The organism is uncultured Phocaeicola sp., assembly GCF_948499155.1.
In the GTDB taxonomy this organism is placed as follows: Bacteria; Bacteroidota; Bacteroidia; order Bacteroidales; family Bacteroidaceae; genus Phocaeicola; species Phocaeicola faecalis.
This window is the reverse complement of the sequence record NZ_CAOOSE010000008.1, coordinates 24,777-40,657: the sequence shown is the minus strand read 5'-3', so window position 1 is coordinate 40,657 and position 15,881 is coordinate 24,777. Positions and strand designations below refer to the sequence as shown.

The following is a 15,881-nucleotide window of genomic DNA, read 5'->3' as shown; positions in this document are numbered from 1 at the left end:
CAATCTAAAAAATTACCTTATGATTAAGCAGACTTATAAAAAATGGATTGCTGCTTGTACCGTGACAGGCTCATTGCTGTTGGGTGCTTGTACTTCTACCCCTCCCTCTGTCAGAGACGTTTCTATCGTCCCGCTGCCGAACAGTGTTCAACAAGACAGCAGCGCATTCGTTCTCCCCAAAAGTTGCACCATCGGTATCACTGATTCCCAGCTGGCTCCGGCTGCCGAATATCTGGCAGGAATACTTTCTCCTTCCACCGGATATAATGTAAAAGTACAAGAGGGAGAAGGAACCATCACCCTCTCATTGGGGGAAGTTGAAGGCAAAGAAGGTGCATACCAACTGAAGGCTGACACTAAGAAAATCAGTATAAAAGGAAACTCTTATGGTGGGGTTATTGCCGGCATAGAGTCTTTACGCCAATTATTCCCTCCCCAGATTGAATCCAAACAAATAGTGGACGGTGTAGACTGGGCTATTCCAAGTGTGGAAATCAATGATGCTCCCCGCTTTACTTGGCGAGGTATCATGCTGGATGTTTCACGCCACTTCTATTCTAAAGATGAAGTAAAAGAGCTATTGGATGTGATGTCACTTTATAAGATGAATAAGTTCCACTGGCATCTCACCGATGACCAGGGCTGGCGTATCGAAATAAAAAAATATCCTTTGCTGACCGAGAAAGGTGCTTGGCGCAAGTTTAATTCTCATGACAAAGAATGTATCCGCCAATCAAAAGCGAACAACAATCCCGATATGGCTATTCCCGAAAATAAGATTCGCATTGTAGAAGGTGATACACTGTATGGCGGCTATTATACTCAGGAAGATATCAAAGAAGTAATTGCATACGCCAAAGTGCGTGGTATCGACATTGTTCCCGAAATAGATATGCCGGGACATATGCTGGCTGCCGTAAGCAATTATGAAGGTGTATCTTGTTTCGATGAAACCGGTTGGGGAACGACCTTCTCCTCTCCTGTTTGTCCCGGAAAAGATTCGGCTATAGAATTCTGCAAGAATGTATATAGTGAACTTATTGAACTCTTCCCTTACAAATATGTACATATCGGTGGCGATGAAGTAGAGAAAGCCAACTGGAAAAAATGTCCCGACTGCCAAAAGCGTATGCGTGATAATAATCTGAAAACTGAAGAAGAACTGCAAGCATGGTTCATCCATGATATGGAGAGATTCTTTAACGATAAAGGAAAAGAAATGATTGGCTGGGATGAAATTATTGAAGGGGGACTTTCAAAAACAGCAACCGTCATGTGGTGGCGCAGTTGGGCTAAGAATGCTCCTTCTAAAACGACCGGGCAAGGCAATCCTATCATTTTCACTCCTAACGGACAGTTCTATCTAGACTATCAGGAAGATAAGAATTCAGTTGCCAATATTTATAATTATAATCCGATGAGCGAAATTCAGAGTACTGAAATGCAACCGTTGGTACTGGGTGTACAAGGTAATATTTGGTGCGAATGGATTCCTTCACGTGAACGTATGCAGTATATGGCTGTTCCGCGTCTGTTGGCTATCGCCGAATTGGGTTGGAGCAATCCTTCACAAAAAGACTGGAATGCATTTGCCCAACGTCTTGCCAACCAATTTGAACGCCTCAACATTATGAATGTCAACTACCGTATTCCTGATTTGGAGGGTTTTAACAAGACAAATGCCTTTATTGGTGAAGGTGTTGTCAATATCACCTGTCTTGACCCAAGTGCAGAGATACACTATACCACAGACGGTTCTGTTCCCACTTTACAGTCGCCTAAGTATGACGGTCCGTTAAAAGTAACCGAAACAACCGATTTCACATTCCGCACTTTCCGTCCGAATGGTAAACCGGGAGATATCACCACCACTCGTTTTATCAAAAGCGAATATGCCCCGGCTGTTACTGCTGCTCCATCCAATCCCGGATTGAAAGCCACTTGGCATGAATTCAAAGGAAATAAATGTGCCGAAATAGAGAAATCACCGGTAAATGGAAGTTATTCCATCGAAGATGTAATGATTCCGAAGAAAGTAAAAGGCAATATCGGTCTAATTATCAAAGGATACATTAATGCTCCTCAGGATGATATTTATACTTTTGCCCTCCTGTCAGACGATGGTAGTACGTTAGTGATTGATGGCGAACAAATCATTGACAACGATGGTCCTCATGGTCCTCGCGAAGTAGTAGGCCAAAAAGCTTTAGCTAAAGGATATCACCCGATTGAGATTCGTTACTTTGACCAAAACGGTGGTCAACTGAAAATGAAAGTTAGTGGAAACGACGGTAAGGAGATTCCGTTTACTCATTTATATGCCCACTAAATAAAGAAGGAGAGACAAGACTCTGACAATTTATCATTTGCGGAGATGTGTCAAAACTCTCCTTTTATCGAAATCACCCTCGCTACAGCTACCTGTGGCGAGGGTGACTTTTAGTTTATGAGAGTTTCGACACACCCTCGTATTTTTTTTAACCTTATTATACTTGTTATCAACTAGAAATAAAGTCCGAACCCTATTTTGAAGCCCAATTTACTGTATTCAGAAGTATGGTTAAAACTCAAATCATAATATACAGCAGGTTCTACGGTCAGATTTCGTCCCAGAAAGAATGCATAACCCACTTCCGGTGTCAGGCAAACAAGATTCTTCTTATAATCCCCATTAGAAAGATGTTTGTAAGCCATTCCAAGTCCGCCATATATCCCACAACTAGATAAATAATAACGTCCTTGTGCTCCAATACTTGTCTCATCTGTTCCATGTTCCACATACTGTCCTTTGAAATTTAACAGTATCGCAAAGTTGTCGGCAACAAAAGCACCACCTCCCAACGTAAAGCCAAAATTGGTTCCCTCATACTTGCTATGAGAGAGGTCAAGCCCTGTCAATGAAGCATTCACATACCAAACATCCTTTTCAAACTGTGCATGTGCACCTAATGTCGTTACTACCAACATCACCAAGCTGACTAAAAATTTCTTCATAAAGTTGTCGTTTAAGTAAATATTCTATTTCTTGTTCTCCATGTTCTGCCTTTCCTGTTCTCTACGCTTTTCCTGCTTACGAAGAACAATCCAAAGCAAGGCAATGATAAGATAGGATACCCCTATCGTTACATATTTTTCCGTATTACCAATCTCTGTATTCCGCGGAATAAAATAAATAGCCATTATTGTGGTGTAAATAAATAACGCCATGGGCAACCTAGTTGATTTCTTATATTTTCTCATATACTATACTACTTTGTTTTTTATACCAAGTTATAAATCCTATAGCTGCAATCAGCGTACATATTCCTCCCAACACATACGAGATATGACCGGAAAGTGCCAATCCTTCGGGCGCAATACAAATATAAGTAGAACAAACCGCTGTCATAAACAGAGCCGGCAATAACGTAATATAATAATTCTTTTTCATACGCACCAAATATACGGTTATCGCCCATAAAGTAAAGACAGACAATGTTTGATTACACCATGCAAAGTAACGCCAAATCATATCAAATCCTGCCACATCGCGTTGGCTATACAGCAAAATACCAATAGTCACAGCAAAGATGGGAATGCAAATCAATAAACGTTTTGTTACACTTTTTTGTTCCAAATGCATAAAGTCGGCAACAATCAACCGGGCCGAACGCAATGCTGTGTCTCCACTGGTGATAGGTGCTGCAATCACCCCTAGTATTGCCAGCAACCCTCCAACTGTTCCCAACCATTCTTTTGTTATACTATCCACTATTATCGAAGCATTGCTTTCTTCCATACCATTCCGATGGAAGAAGTAAGTAGCGGCAGCCGCCCATATCAATGCCACAATACCTTCTGTTACCATTGCTCCATAAAAAATCGGACGACCATATTTTTCGTTCTTCATGCAACGGGCCATCAAAGGAGACTGTGTAGCATGGAAACCACTAATGGCACCACAAGCAATAGATACAAACATGATGGGGAAAATAGGCAAACCGGCAGGATGAGTATTTTGTATGCCGTCTGTTATTTCGGGCAAAGCCGGATGATGCCATATCAACATAGCTAAAATTCCGACTGCCATGAACAACAAAGCAATGGCAAACAATGGATAAATCTTGCCAATAATCTTATCCACCGGCAGCAGGGTAGCCAACATATAATAAACGAAAACAATAATAATCCAAAAAGTTACATCCATATAATCAGGCGTTAACTTGGCCAATAAACCGGCAGGCCCGGCAACAAACACCGCTCCAACAAGTATCATCAGAACAACAGTAAAGCCACGCATCAACTGTTTGGTAGGAAGTCCCAGATAACGGCCGATTATTTCGGGAAGACTCTCACCATTGTGCCGTAGAGAAAGCATTCCTGATAAATAATCGTGTACAGCACCGGCAAAAATAGTTCCCAATACAATCCATAGATAAGAGGCCGTGCCGAATTTTGCTCCCATAATAGCTCCGAAGATAGGGCCTAGACCTGCAATATTAAGAAACTGAATCATGAAAATCTTCCAAGTGGGAAGGGGAATAAAGTCTACGCCATCCTCCATAGTCAGAGCCGGTGTTTTTCTATTCTTATCAGGGCCGAAAAGACGCTCTACATAGCTTCCATATAAAAAGTATCCGCCTATAAGAACCAATAATGCAATAATAAAGGTTATCATATACTCTATTTAATTGTTTTGTCATCGCAAAAATAACGATTTAAATGATTACTTCTTATCTTTGCAACAAAATTAAAGCGAATGCGAACACTATTTCTTACTTTATTACTGGTAATGCTAACATCTTTACCGGTTATATCACAACCTAAATACGAAATTCGTGCTACTTGGCTCACGACCTTGGGCGGAATGGATTGGCCGCGCACCAAAGCAGGAAACGCAACAGGCATTCAACGCCAGAAAAAAGAATTATGTGATATACTCGACTGTTTGAAAGCTGCGAATTTCAATACTGTATTATTGCAAACCCGCCTGCGTGGGGATATGATATATCCGTCCTCCATCGAGACTTTTGCCGAATCGCTGACAGGATATACCGGACGTAATCCGGGATATGACCCATTGGCTTTTGCTATTGAAGAATGTCACAAACGAGGCATGGAATTGCACGCTTGGATAGTGACTATCCCGGCCGGAAACACTCGGCAAGTGAAGCTGTTGGGACGAAACTCCATCGTACAAAAGAATAGAAAAATATGCAAACTATATAAAGGTAACTGGTATCTGGATCCGGGCAATCCTGAAACACAAGAATACCTCTCTCGCATTGTGAAAGAAATCACTTCACAATATGACATAGATGGCATCCATTTTGACTATATCCGTTATCCCGAACAGGCTGATAACTTTCCGGATAAAGATAGCTACCGCAGATATGGAAAAGGAAAAGAGTTGAGACAATGGCGTCGGGATAACATTACCGACATTGTACGCCGCCTTTATACTGATATCAAGTCTATCAAGCCATGGGTAAAGGTAAGCAGTTCACCCATTGGTAAATACCGTGACACAAACCGTTACCCATCCCGCGGTTGGAATGCTTATCATGTAGTCTACCAAGATGCACAAAAGTGGTTAAAAGAAGGAATTCATGATGCTTTGTTCCCAATGATGTATTTCCAAGGAAACAATTTCTATCCTTTTGCATTAGACTGGAAAGAAAATAACGGCAACCGTTGGATTATTCCCGGACTAGGAATCTATTTCCTCTCTCCTCGTGAACAAGATTGGCCATTGGACGAAATAGTTCGCCAAATTCATTTCACCCGTCAGATAAAGCTAAACGGACAAGCTTATTTCCGCAATCGCTTTTTACTTGATAACACCAAAGGAGTACTGGATGAACTAAAAGAAAACTTTTATACGACTCCTGCACTGATACCTCCTATGAGATGGGCAGACAGTATTCCACCTTCTGTTCCGTCTACTCCTTCGGTACAACAACTGCCCAATGGTAAACTTCGCATGAGTTGGCAAGCATCAACCGACAATAGCAACCAAGCTGTTGTTTACCATTTATATGGTTCCAATACATACCCTGTGGACATTAACCAATCCCAAAATTTAGTGGCTACACATCTTATTGCCAATGAATATGAATACGCAGCCATTTTCCCTTGGTTGCAAAAACAATACTTTGCCGTCACCGCAGCCGACCGTTTCGGTAATGAAAGTGCTCCATTGGCTCTGAATACTGTTTCGGATATGGATATACCATTATTAAATAAAGGAGATATGCTCTACCTGCCAGAAATAGAGGATGCGCAAACTATCATTATCTATAATGTCACCAACGAAGAAGTATGGAAAACCGATTATGTCAATAAACTGTCTCTAGCATCATTACCCGATGGCTTTTATACAGTAAAAGTATTCAATCGACAAAGTAAAAGCCTATTTGCAGGAAGTATTATGAAGTAAATATTCACAAAATAACATCTTGTTTCATCCTTTCTTATGTTTTCTATACTCGCTGGGAGACATTCCCATTATCTTGGAAAACAAACGGGAAAAATAATAGCAGTCCTCTATTCCTATTTTATGGCAAACCTGATTTATCTTGATATCTGTACAGTCTATCAGATAGCAGGCATGCTGTATCTTCAACAAATTGAAGTAATTGACAGGTGAGTGTCCTGTACGGTTATTAAAAATGGTAGAAAAATGAGAGACAGAATATCCCGTATGCCCGGCTATTTCAGAGATACTGAGTTTTTTTCCTATATTTTCTTTCATAAAGTGAATAGCCGCATCTACTAAATCATTTGAAATATCATTGACTGTAGCATTTCTATATTCTTGCAAATAACAAATGGTACCAAGAAAATGATGGAAAGCCGAACAAGCATACAACAGATTTTCTTTACTGTATCCCAATTCTAATGTATGATATATTTCTTCAAATAAATTCAACCGTCCATTGATACGTGAATAAATGGTAGGTTTGATATCAATAGGAGTCAATAGACGTGAAGCGTAATACTCTGATAAGTCTCCTTTGAAATGTATCCAATAGATTGTCCATGGATCTGTATCATCGGCTCCATAACTATGGGATACATTAGCAGGCAAAATAAAGCATTGATTACTTTTTATTTCATAACGCTCATTATTCACGTCAAACCATCCTCTCCCCTCCACGCAATAAATAAACACATATTGTGAAATGGGAGTTTCACGTTTTCTGAAATGATGTTCTGCCCGTGGATAATATCCTATATCCGTAATATGCAACGCATTGGCCAAAGGATTATTTTCCATCGCATGTATGATTGATGCAGGAAGTACCAAAGCTCTTTCACCCGAAAATCCATCTTTGCGTTTAATCATCGTTGCAGAAGTTACAGTTAACGGTAGCAAAGATAATGGCTTTCATGCAGACAGCAAAGTTATTATCATAAGATTATCCATCCAATTCAAAAGTTTATCTATTCCCTATTCAAGAAAAATACAATTCCTTTGCGATATGATTTATATAACAATACACAATGAAAAACATTAATTCAAAGAATTTACTATTTATCTGCTTTATTTCTGCAATGGGCGGCTACTTGTTTGGTTATGACTGGGTAGTCATTGGCGGAGCCAAAATTTTTTATGAACCATTCTTCATTATCGAAGATTCAGCAACGTTGCGTGGTTGGGCAATGAGTAGTGCCTTGTTAGGCTGTTTGGTCGGAGCAGGATTCTCCGGCAGTTGGAGTGATAAATATGGTCGCAAAAGGCTGTTAATATTATCCGCTTTGCTATTTTTAGTGTCTGCTGTCGGTACAGGAGCTGTCGATAATTTTTCCTGGTTCATTTTTTATCGTATTGTAGGTGGATTGGGTATTGGAATCGCTTCAAATGTTTCACCTATATATATAGCTGAAGTATCACCGACTGAAATACGCGGAAAACTGGTATCTTTAAACCAACTGACCATTGTATTAGGCATATTGTCTGCGCAACTGGTCAACTGGATGATAGCAAACATATTTACAGAAGGGAGTTCACAACTCTCTGCAGAAGGAATAGAACAGGCATGGCGATGGATGTTATGGGCGGAAGCATTACCGGCTGCCTTATTTTTCACATTGGCTTTCATTATCCCTGAAAGTCCACGTTGGTTAGCCACCAAAGAGGTGAAAGAAAAATATGATTGGCGGGCTTTGTCACAACCGGGCGTGTGTCGGGTATTAATATTAGGAATCGTTTTGGCTGTTTTCCAACAGTGGTGTGGTATCAATGTTATATTCAATTATGCTCACGAAGTCTTTTCGGCTGCCGGTTATGAAGTATCGGATGTCTTGATGAATATCGTGATAACAGGAGTAACGAATGTAATTTTTACTTTTGTTGCCATTTACACTGTTGACCGTTGGGGAAGAAGATCATTGATGTTAGTAGGCTCGGCAGGACTTGCCGCTATCTATCTGCTGATGGGATGTTGTTACTTTCTAGGGATGAGCGGTTGGATAATGCTGGTACTGGTAATGATGGCAATTGCTTGTTATGCCATGTCATTAGCTCCCATTGTATGGGTTGTGTTATCCGAAATATTTCCACAACAAATCCGTGGAACAGCTATGGCTATCTCTACCCTCTTCTTATGGATAGCCAGCTTCATCCTCACTTATAGTTTTCCTCTCTTGAATGAATCATTACAGGCTGCCGGAACGTTTTGGCTGTATGGAGGTATTTGCTTAGCGGGATTCTTCTTTATTCGTGCCCGACTACCGGAAACAAAAGGAAAAAGTCTGGAAGATATAGAAAAAGAAATAACAAAAAAATAAAACTGATATGGACATCAAAGTAAAAGTTTGGGAAGAAGACATTCAGCTTCCTACCTATGGTATTGGCAAACCGGAAAAGAATCCGATGTTTTTTGAAAATAGAGTTTATCAAGGAAGTAGCGGGGTGGTTTATCCTTATCCTGTTATAGAAAAAATCTCAGATACTTGTCAAAATCAAACGTATCATGCTGTTTATCTGGAGAATGAGTATGTTAAGATTATGATTCTTCCTGAATTAGGCGGGCGTGTACAAATGGCTTATGATAAAATAAAACAACGTCATTTCATTTATTATAATCATGTAGTAAAACCTGCTTTGGTGGGACTGACGGGACCGTGGATTTCCGGCGGTATTGAATTCAATTGGCCTCAGCATCACCGTCCCAGCACTTATCTACCCATAGATTTTACAATTGAAGAAAGTGCAGATGGAAGTGCCACTGTATGGGTGAGCGAACGAGAACGTATGTTCCATCAGAAAGGAATGGCAGGTTTCACTCTGCGTCCCGGCAAAGCTGTACTCGAAATTCAAGGAAAACTATATAACCCGACTCCTGTTCCGCAAACCTTTTTATGGTGGGCTAATCCGGCTGTTGCAGTCAATGAAGCCTATCAATCGGTTTTTCCGGCTGATGTCAATGCCGTATTCGATCATGGTAAGCGAGATGTGTCAAAATATCCTATTGCTACCGGCGTCTATTATAAAATGGATTATTCGGCCGGTGTAGATATCTCACGTTATAAGAATATACCGGTACCCACTTCATATATGGCTATCCGTTCAAAATATAACTTTGTGGGTGGCTATGAAAACGATACTCAAGCGGGAGTGTTACATGTAGCCAACCATCACATCTCTCCTGGGAAAAAACAATGGACTTGGGGAAACGGGGATTTCGGACAAGCATGGGATCGTAATCTGACAGACACAGATGGGCCCTATATCGAATTAATGACCGGAGTTTATACCGATAATCAGCCTGACTTTACTTGGTTGCAACCTTATGAAGAGAAGATTTTTACCCAGTATTTTATTCCTTACCGTGAATTAGGAGTGGTAAAGAATGCCTGTTCGGATTTGCTAATGAACATAGAACCGGAAGGTACTATGGACGCAGTGCTGAAGCTCTTTGCTACATCCGTACAGAAGGGCTTGCGAATTGTAGTTAAACGCCAAGGAGAGATTATTTGGGAAAATGTTACAAATCTGGCTCCTGAAGCAGTATTTACTCATACCATTAAGAATATATCGCTTGATGAAGCGGAGATTTATATTTATCGTTCAACCGGCAAACTACTGCTTTCATGGGAAGCAGAACCGAATGAAATCAAACCGGTTCCCGAACCTGCAAAGCCTGCATTACCTCCTTCAGAAGTCCGCTCTACAGAACAACTTTACCTGACTGGATTACATTTGGAACAATATAGGCACGCTACCTACAATCCGACTGATTATTATTTGGAAGCCTTACATAGAGACAATAGCGACATACGCAATAACAACGCTATGGGGTTGTGGTTATTCCGTAAAGGACAATTCAAGAAAGCCGAAGCTTATTTACGTAAAGCTATTAAAACCCTGACCGAGCGTAATCCGAATCCCTATGATGGAGAACCTTATTATAATTTAGGTCTTGTATTGAAATATCAAGGTAAGACCGTTGAGGCATACGATGCATTCTATAAAGCATGCTGGAATGCTGCTTGGCAAGATTCAGGCTATTATTCTTTGGCCCAATTGTCGGCTGCACGTGAAGAGTGGGATGATGCACTGAACGAAATAAATCAGTCATTGGTACGTAACTGGCATAATCATCGCGGACGCCATTTAAAAGCAATGATACTTCGCAAATTAGGACGAGAGGAGGAAGCCATAAAACTGATTGAAGAGTCACTTAATATAGATAAATTCAATTTCGGATGTGGTTTTGAAGCATGGCTTCAGTCCGGTGAAAAAGAAATGTCACCTAGTTTAAGAATATTAATGCGCAATGAATCACGCAATTATGAAGAATTAGCAACAGACTATGCCCAAGCCGGCAACTGGAAAGATGCATTGACTGTGGTAAATACAGCACTAGCCAACATATCCGTTCCTTCAACAATGCTATTATATTATAAAGCATGGTTCTTATGTCAGATGAACCAACAGGATGAAGCTATCCGTGTAGTGACCCTAGCTGAGAAGAGTCCGTTAGACGAATATTTCCCAAATAGTCTGGAAGCCATTTTAGCTCTTCAGTGCGTAACCAATTTACCGGTACATGCACCAAAAGCTTTTTATCTATTAGGTAATATATGGTATGACAAGCGTCAATATCAGGAAGCTGTCAACGCATGGGAACGCTCTAAAGAAATGGACCATTCCTTCCCTACTGTATTGCGTAATCTCTCATTAGCTTATTTCAACAAACTCGGAAAGAAAAAAGAAGCAGTGCAATTACTGGAACAGGCATTTCAGCTTGACAGAACAGACGCACGTATCTTAATGGAATTAGACCAATTATATAAACGGATGGATTATTCTCCGAAAGAACGTTTGCTTTTATTAGACAGTCATAAAGAAATAGTAGTTACTCGTGATGACCTCTATTTGGAATACGCTACGTTACTCAATCTGACCGGTAAATACGAACAAGCGATGCAACTCATTGACCGACGTCAATTCCATCCTTGGGAAGGAGGAGAAGGCAAAGTACCTGCCCAATATCAATATGCACGTATGCAATTGGCAAAGAAATCTTTAAAAGCAGGAGAATACGAGCATGCACTTGCCTTGATTGAAGACTGTTTTGTCTACCCTCATCATCTAGGAGAAGGAAAACTATATGGTGCACAAGAAAATGATTTCTTTTATTATAAGGGATGCATTTTGGAAGCAATGGGTAATCATGACGAAGCACATTTATTGTTTATAAAAGCTGCTTCGGGCAATGGACAACCCACAGCTGCCATGTATTATAATGACCAAAAGCCCGATAAAATCTATTATCAAGGCCTAGCCTTACGAAAATTGGGAAAAGAGACAGAAGCACGCGGAAAATTCAATTGTCTGATTTCTTATGGTGAAAAACATTTGTACGATACTTTTGTGATGGATTATTTTGCTGTGTCTTTACCCGACTTACAGATTTGGGAAGATGACATGAACAAGAAAAATCAAATCCACTGCCACTATCTCATGGGGTTGGGACATTTAGGATTAGGCAATAAAGAAAAAGCTGCCAAATGCTTCAACTATATAAAAGAAATGAATCCTAATTTCCAGGTTTGGATATAATGGCATAAAACGAATACAATATGAAACGATTGAATCAATTATTGCTTGCTCTACTGGGGACAATATTTTTAGCAGGATGCAGAGAAAGTACATCTGTCCTTTCTTTGGCAGGAGAATGGGAATTTGCCATAGACAGCACGGATATAGGAATTGCAAAACACTGGTATTCCCAATCTTTTCCTGACAAAATAAAATTACCCGGGACTATGGATGATGCAGGATACGGTACCCCAAATCAGCTGTTACCCTCAGTAAGTAAACCACAAATATTGCATCTCACCCGTAAACACAGCTATATAGGTCCGGCTTGGTACATACGCGAAATATCTATTCCTTCAGATTGGAAGGAAAAGAACATAGAACTGAAGTTGGAGCGTGTAATTTGGCAAACAAATGTATGGATAGACGGTAAAGAAGTGAATGGAGAGCAAGAAAGCTTGATAAGCCCTCACTGCTTTGACCTAACAGAATATCTGTCACCGGGGAAACATCGGATAGCCATTCGAGTAGATAACAGAAAAAAATACGACATCACTGCTGGTGATATGGCACATGCATATACCAATGAAACACAAATCATGTGGAATGGTATTTTGGGAGAAATCTCTTTGCGGGCGAAAGATGCTGTCTTTATGAAAGATATACAGATATATCCCGATATTCAAACCCGGGAAATCCATGTGAAAGGGAAACTACAAAACACAGGGAATAAAGCTTCGGGGACATTGACAGTTCATGTAAAAGAGAAAAACACAGGCAAATCTGTTACGGAAATAGAACAGCAAATGGACCTTTCGGCAGGCGAAACAATGCTGGACTTTGTTTGTCCCATGGGCGAGAACGTACGGCTTTGGAGTGAATTTACTCCGATAATGTATGAGCTGGAAATAAAGATGAAAACCAAAGAGAGTCTGGCGCAAGAGAAAATTGAATTCGGAATGCGCCAAATTGGTCGTAATGGAGCCGATTTATTAGTCAATGGTAAAAAAGTGTTCCTCCGTGGTACATTAGAATGCTGTATTTTCCCATTGACAGGTTACCCCCCAACCACTAAAGAAGGATGGTCAAAAGTCTTTCGTTCTGCTAAAGAATGGGGATTGAACCACCTTCGGTTTCACTCTTGGTGTCCTCCTAAAGCTGCATTTGAAGTAGCGGATTCACTCGGTTTTTATCTGCAAGTAGAATTACCACTTTGGTCTTTGAACGTAGGCAAAAATCCTGCAATGAACCAATTCTTGTATGATGAGGCAAAACGAATTTTATCGGAATATGGCAACCATCCCTCTTTCTGCTTTTTGAGCCTTGGCAATGAATTGCAACCGGACTTTGTTTTTTTGGGAGGTTTATTGGATACGGTTAAATCCCTTGATTCCAGACATTTGTATACAACAACTTCTTTTACTTTCGAAAGAGGACATGGCAATTGGCCTGAGCCGAACGATGATTTCTTTATCACTCAATGGACTAAAAAAGGATGGGTGCGCGGACAAGGAGTTTTTGATGTAGAAATGCCAAACTTCAATAAAGATTATTCTGCTTCTGTAGATAGTATGCCTGTCCCGGTCATCACGCATGAGATAGGGCAGTATGCCGTATATCCCGATTTAAAAGAAATAGCAAAATACACAGGCGTATTGGAACCTCTCAATTTCAAAGGAATCAAACAAGAACTGGAAAACAAAAATCTACTAGAGAAAGCAGATGATTACTTGTCGGCATCCGGTCGTTTGGCTGCCATTTTATATAAAGAAGAAATAGAACGTGCTATGAAGACTCGCGGCATCAGTGGTTTTCAACTCTTAGACTTACATGATTTTCCCGGTCAGGGAACAGCATTAGTCGGTTTACTAAATGCTTTTTGGGAAAGTAAAGGCGTAACCAATGCTACAGACTTTCGTCAATTCTCTGCTCCGGTTGTCCCATTAGCCCGCTTCCCAAAAGCTGTATACAAAAACAACGAACTGTTTACAGCCAGCATTGAAGTTGCTAATTACAGTTCCGAAGAAATCAACAACAAGAATATCAAATGGACATTGACTGGCCAATCCGGTCAATCTTTAAAAGAGGGTATTTTCCCTCTGGCAAACATAAAGATCGGAGGGGGGAATATAATAGGTGAGATTTCTTGTTCCTTATCAGAAGTGACCAAAGCCGAGCAATTAAAATTAACGGCTTCCATTGATGGCTCCAATTATAAAAACACTTGGAATATCTGGGTATATCCGGCCACTCTGACAATAGAAAAAGAAGATATTATAGTAACAGACAAACTTACCGAAACACAAAAAGCTCTTGCAGCCGGTAAGACTGTATTATTCAATCCGCCTTATCAAATGTGTGCAGGCTTACAAGGTAAATTTATTCCGGTTTTTTGGAGTCCTGTCCACTTTCCCAAACAAGCGGGTACAATGGGGTTGCTGTTAGATCCTGATCATCAAGCTTTCACCCATTTCCCTACAGAGGGACATACCAACTGGCAATGGTGGAGCCTAACAACCCAGTCGCGTACTTTAGTAATTGACAGCATATATCAACACGTCACCCCATTGGTGGAGTGTATTGATAACTTTGCCAATAACCGCCGATTAACAACTCTTTTTGAAACCAATTGTCTGAATGGAAAATTAATAGTATGCAGCATGGATTTACTAAACCGTCAGGATATATTTCCCGAAAAAAAACAGTTATTATATAGTTTAATCAGCTATATGAAGTCTGATGCTTTTGTTCCTGTCAAATCCATTTCATTTGAAGATCTTTGCTCATTAGTGACACCAAATACAAAAACTGATAAGAAAGAGACTCCCCAATCTGTCTATTAATAGGTTTAGTTAAAATAAGGGCCCGACTATTGGGGCATAGGACACTAGCATTCTACCGAATAAAACCGGCAGACTCTAGTGTCCATGCAAACTCTGTTTTACACAAAATTTAAATACTATGAATAAAATAACGGAATATTCCCTTTGGGAAGTGCTAGAACAAATTAAGTCAAGCCTAAAGAGTAAACGATTGGCAGATGTCTTCCGTTTTACTTCTTTCTATCCTTCCGAAACTTATGGTCCCCATAAGCATATGCGTATAGAAATTAATTATGTAAAGAAAGGAAATTGTATATTACATATAGATAAAGAAAGTATAAATTTCCATGAAGGTGATATCATGATTATCTCTCCTAATGTAGAACATCTATTTGAGGCTGGAGTAAACGGTACGATATTGATGCAATTGGAATTCCTACCCGAAATATTTTCCCACCTTCATTCAAATATCAGAATTGATACAGAAGCCATGCCCACACCTTCTTTTTTATTTTCCAAAGAAAACAGATTGATTAAAATAGTAAATAATATAAATGTAATACGAACAGTACAGTGTATTATAAACGAGTTAGAGCATAAAGGGTCACATTATCAATACTTAGTAGTAATGTATTATGCAGAATTATTAATCTTTCTCTACAGATATATGCATGAAACCTATCTGTCTATTTGTACAAATGACTTGCTAAGGAAAGCAATTTGCTATATTCAACACAACTATCAAACGGACATCAACGTCAATGATATAGCTGGACATGCAAGTATCAGTGAACGTTATTTAAGGAAATTATTTTCTCAAAACTTAAATCTTTCTCCCTTAGATTATCTGAACCAGATTAGAATCAATAAATCGATTGAACTGCTAAAGAATACTGAAAAGTCCGTCAAAGAAGTTTGCTTTCTTTGCGGTTTTCAGTCGCCACAGTATTTTTCACGTATTTTTAAGCAGCAGATAGGACTCTCTCCCCGCGAAATAGCCAAATCACAAAGCCCCCTTTTCTAATTAC

10 protein-coding genes are annotated in these 15,881 nt (G+C 39.9%); 6 read left to right on the top strand and 4 right to left on the bottom strand.

Annotated features, from left to right (window positions below; genetic code table 11):
• The first annotated feature begins 19 nt into the window (after positions 1–19).
• The gene (locus QYT14_RS08025) at positions 20–2,329 is read left to right on the top strand and encodes a family 20 glycosylhydrolase (RefSeq protein ID WP_288324914.1); all 2,310 of its coding nucleotides are present in this window, start codon (positions 20–22) and stop codon (positions 2,327–2,329) included.
• A gap of 173 nt (positions 2,330–2,502) precedes the next feature.
• Here the strand turns inward: QYT14_RS08025 and QYT14_RS08020 are convergent, their stop codons facing one another.
• From QYT14_RS08020 to QYT14_RS08010, 3 genes are read right to left on the bottom strand one after another with little or no spacing between them, the layout of a single operon-like run.
• Positions 2,503–2,994: a hypothetical protein gene (locus QYT14_RS08020; RefSeq protein WP_237039787.1), complete on the bottom strand. Its 492-nt coding sequence runs from the start codon at positions 2,992–2,994 to the stop codon at positions 2,503–2,505.
• Positions 2,995–3,018: 24 nt separating this feature from the next.
• Positions 3,019–3,240, bottom strand: a complete 222-nt coding sequence (locus QYT14_RS08015; protein ID WP_237039788.1) for a hypothetical protein — start codon at positions 3,238–3,240, stop codon at positions 3,019–3,021.
• Positions 3,227–4,657, bottom strand: coding sequence for a carbon starvation protein A (locus tag QYT14_RS08010; RefSeq protein ID WP_288324913.1), 1,431 nt, complete (start codon positions 4,655–4,657; stop codon positions 3,227–3,229). The genes QYT14_RS08015 and QYT14_RS08010 overlap by 14 nt, the downstream gene beginning before the upstream one ends.
• Positions 4,658–4,738: 81 nt before the next feature.
• Here QYT14_RS08010 and QYT14_RS08005 point away from each other — a divergent pair, with 81 nt between their 5' ends.
• Positions 4,739–6,418, top strand: a complete 1,680-nt coding sequence (locus QYT14_RS08005; protein WP_288324911.1) for a family 10 glycosylhydrolase — start codon at positions 4,739–4,741, stop codon at positions 6,416–6,418.
• Between the two features lie 24 nt (positions 6,419–6,442).
• Here QYT14_RS08005 and QYT14_RS08000 read toward each other — a convergent pair whose 3' ends face one another.
• The gene (locus QYT14_RS08000) at positions 6,443–7,327 is read right to left on the bottom strand and encodes an AraC family transcriptional regulator (RefSeq protein WP_237039791.1); all 885 of its coding nucleotides are present in this window, start codon (positions 7,325–7,327) and stop codon (positions 6,443–6,445) included.
• 158 nt (positions 7,328–7,485) lie between these two features.
• Here QYT14_RS08000 and QYT14_RS07995 point away from each other — a divergent pair, with 158 nt between their 5' ends.
• From QYT14_RS07995 to QYT14_RS07980, 4 genes are all read left to right on the top strand, one after another.
• Positions 7,486–8,772, top strand: coding sequence for a sugar porter family MFS transporter (locus QYT14_RS07995; protein WP_288324910.1), 1,287 nt, complete (start codon positions 7,486–7,488; stop codon positions 8,770–8,772).
• A 7-nt stretch (positions 8,773–8,779) separates the two neighbouring features.
• Positions 8,780–12,052: a DUF5107 domain-containing protein gene (locus QYT14_RS07990; RefSeq protein WP_288324909.1), complete on the top strand. Its 3,273-nt coding sequence runs from the start codon at positions 8,780–8,782 to the stop codon at positions 12,050–12,052.
• Between the two features lie 20 nt (positions 12,053–12,072).
• Positions 12,073–14,874: a sugar-binding domain-containing protein gene (locus QYT14_RS07985; protein ID WP_288324907.1), complete on the top strand. Its 2,802-nt coding sequence runs from the start codon at positions 12,073–12,075 to the stop codon at positions 14,872–14,874.
• A 118-nt stretch (positions 14,875–14,992) separates the two neighbouring features.
• Positions 14,993–15,877, top strand: a complete 885-nt coding sequence (locus QYT14_RS07980; protein WP_288324906.1) for an AraC family transcriptional regulator — start codon at positions 14,993–14,995, stop codon at positions 15,875–15,877.
• Positions 15,878–15,881: the final 4 nt, after the last annotated feature.

Bases quoted from the DNA above. Each gene is read 5' to 3' on its own strand.
- QYT14_RS08025 (WP_288324914.1), top strand. From the start codon at position 20: ATGATTAAGCAGACTTATAAAAAATGGATTGCTGCTTGTACCGTGACA.
- QYT14_RS08020 (WP_237039787.1), bottom strand. From the start codon at position 2,994: ATGAAGAAATTTTTAGTCAGCTTGGTGATGTTGGTAGTAACGACATTA.
- QYT14_RS08015 (WP_237039788.1), bottom strand. From the start codon at position 3,240: ATGAGAAAATATAAGAAATCAACTAGGTTGCCCATGGCGTTATTTATT.
- QYT14_RS08010 (WP_288324913.1), bottom strand. From the start codon at position 4,657: ATGATAACCTTTATTATTGCATTATTGGTTCTTATAGGCGGATACTTT.
- QYT14_RS08005 (WP_288324911.1), top strand. From the start codon at position 4,739: ATGCGAACACTATTTCTTACTTTATTACTGGTAATGCTAACATCTTTA.
- QYT14_RS08000 (WP_237039791.1), bottom strand. From the start codon at position 7,327: ATGATTAAACGCAAAGATGGATTTTCGGGTGAAAGAGCTTTGGTACTT.
- QYT14_RS07995 (WP_288324910.1), top strand. From the start codon at position 7,486: ATGAAAAACATTAATTCAAAGAATTTACTATTTATCTGCTTTATTTCT.
- QYT14_RS07990 (WP_288324909.1), top strand. From the start codon at position 8,780: ATGGACATCAAAGTAAAAGTTTGGGAAGAAGACATTCAGCTTCCTACC.
- QYT14_RS07985 (WP_288324907.1), top strand. From the start codon at position 12,073: ATGAAACGATTGAATCAATTATTGCTTGCTCTACTGGGGACAATATTT.
- QYT14_RS07980 (WP_288324906.1), top strand. From the start codon at position 14,993: ATGAATAAAATAACGGAATATTCCCTTTGGGAAGTGCTAGAACAAATT.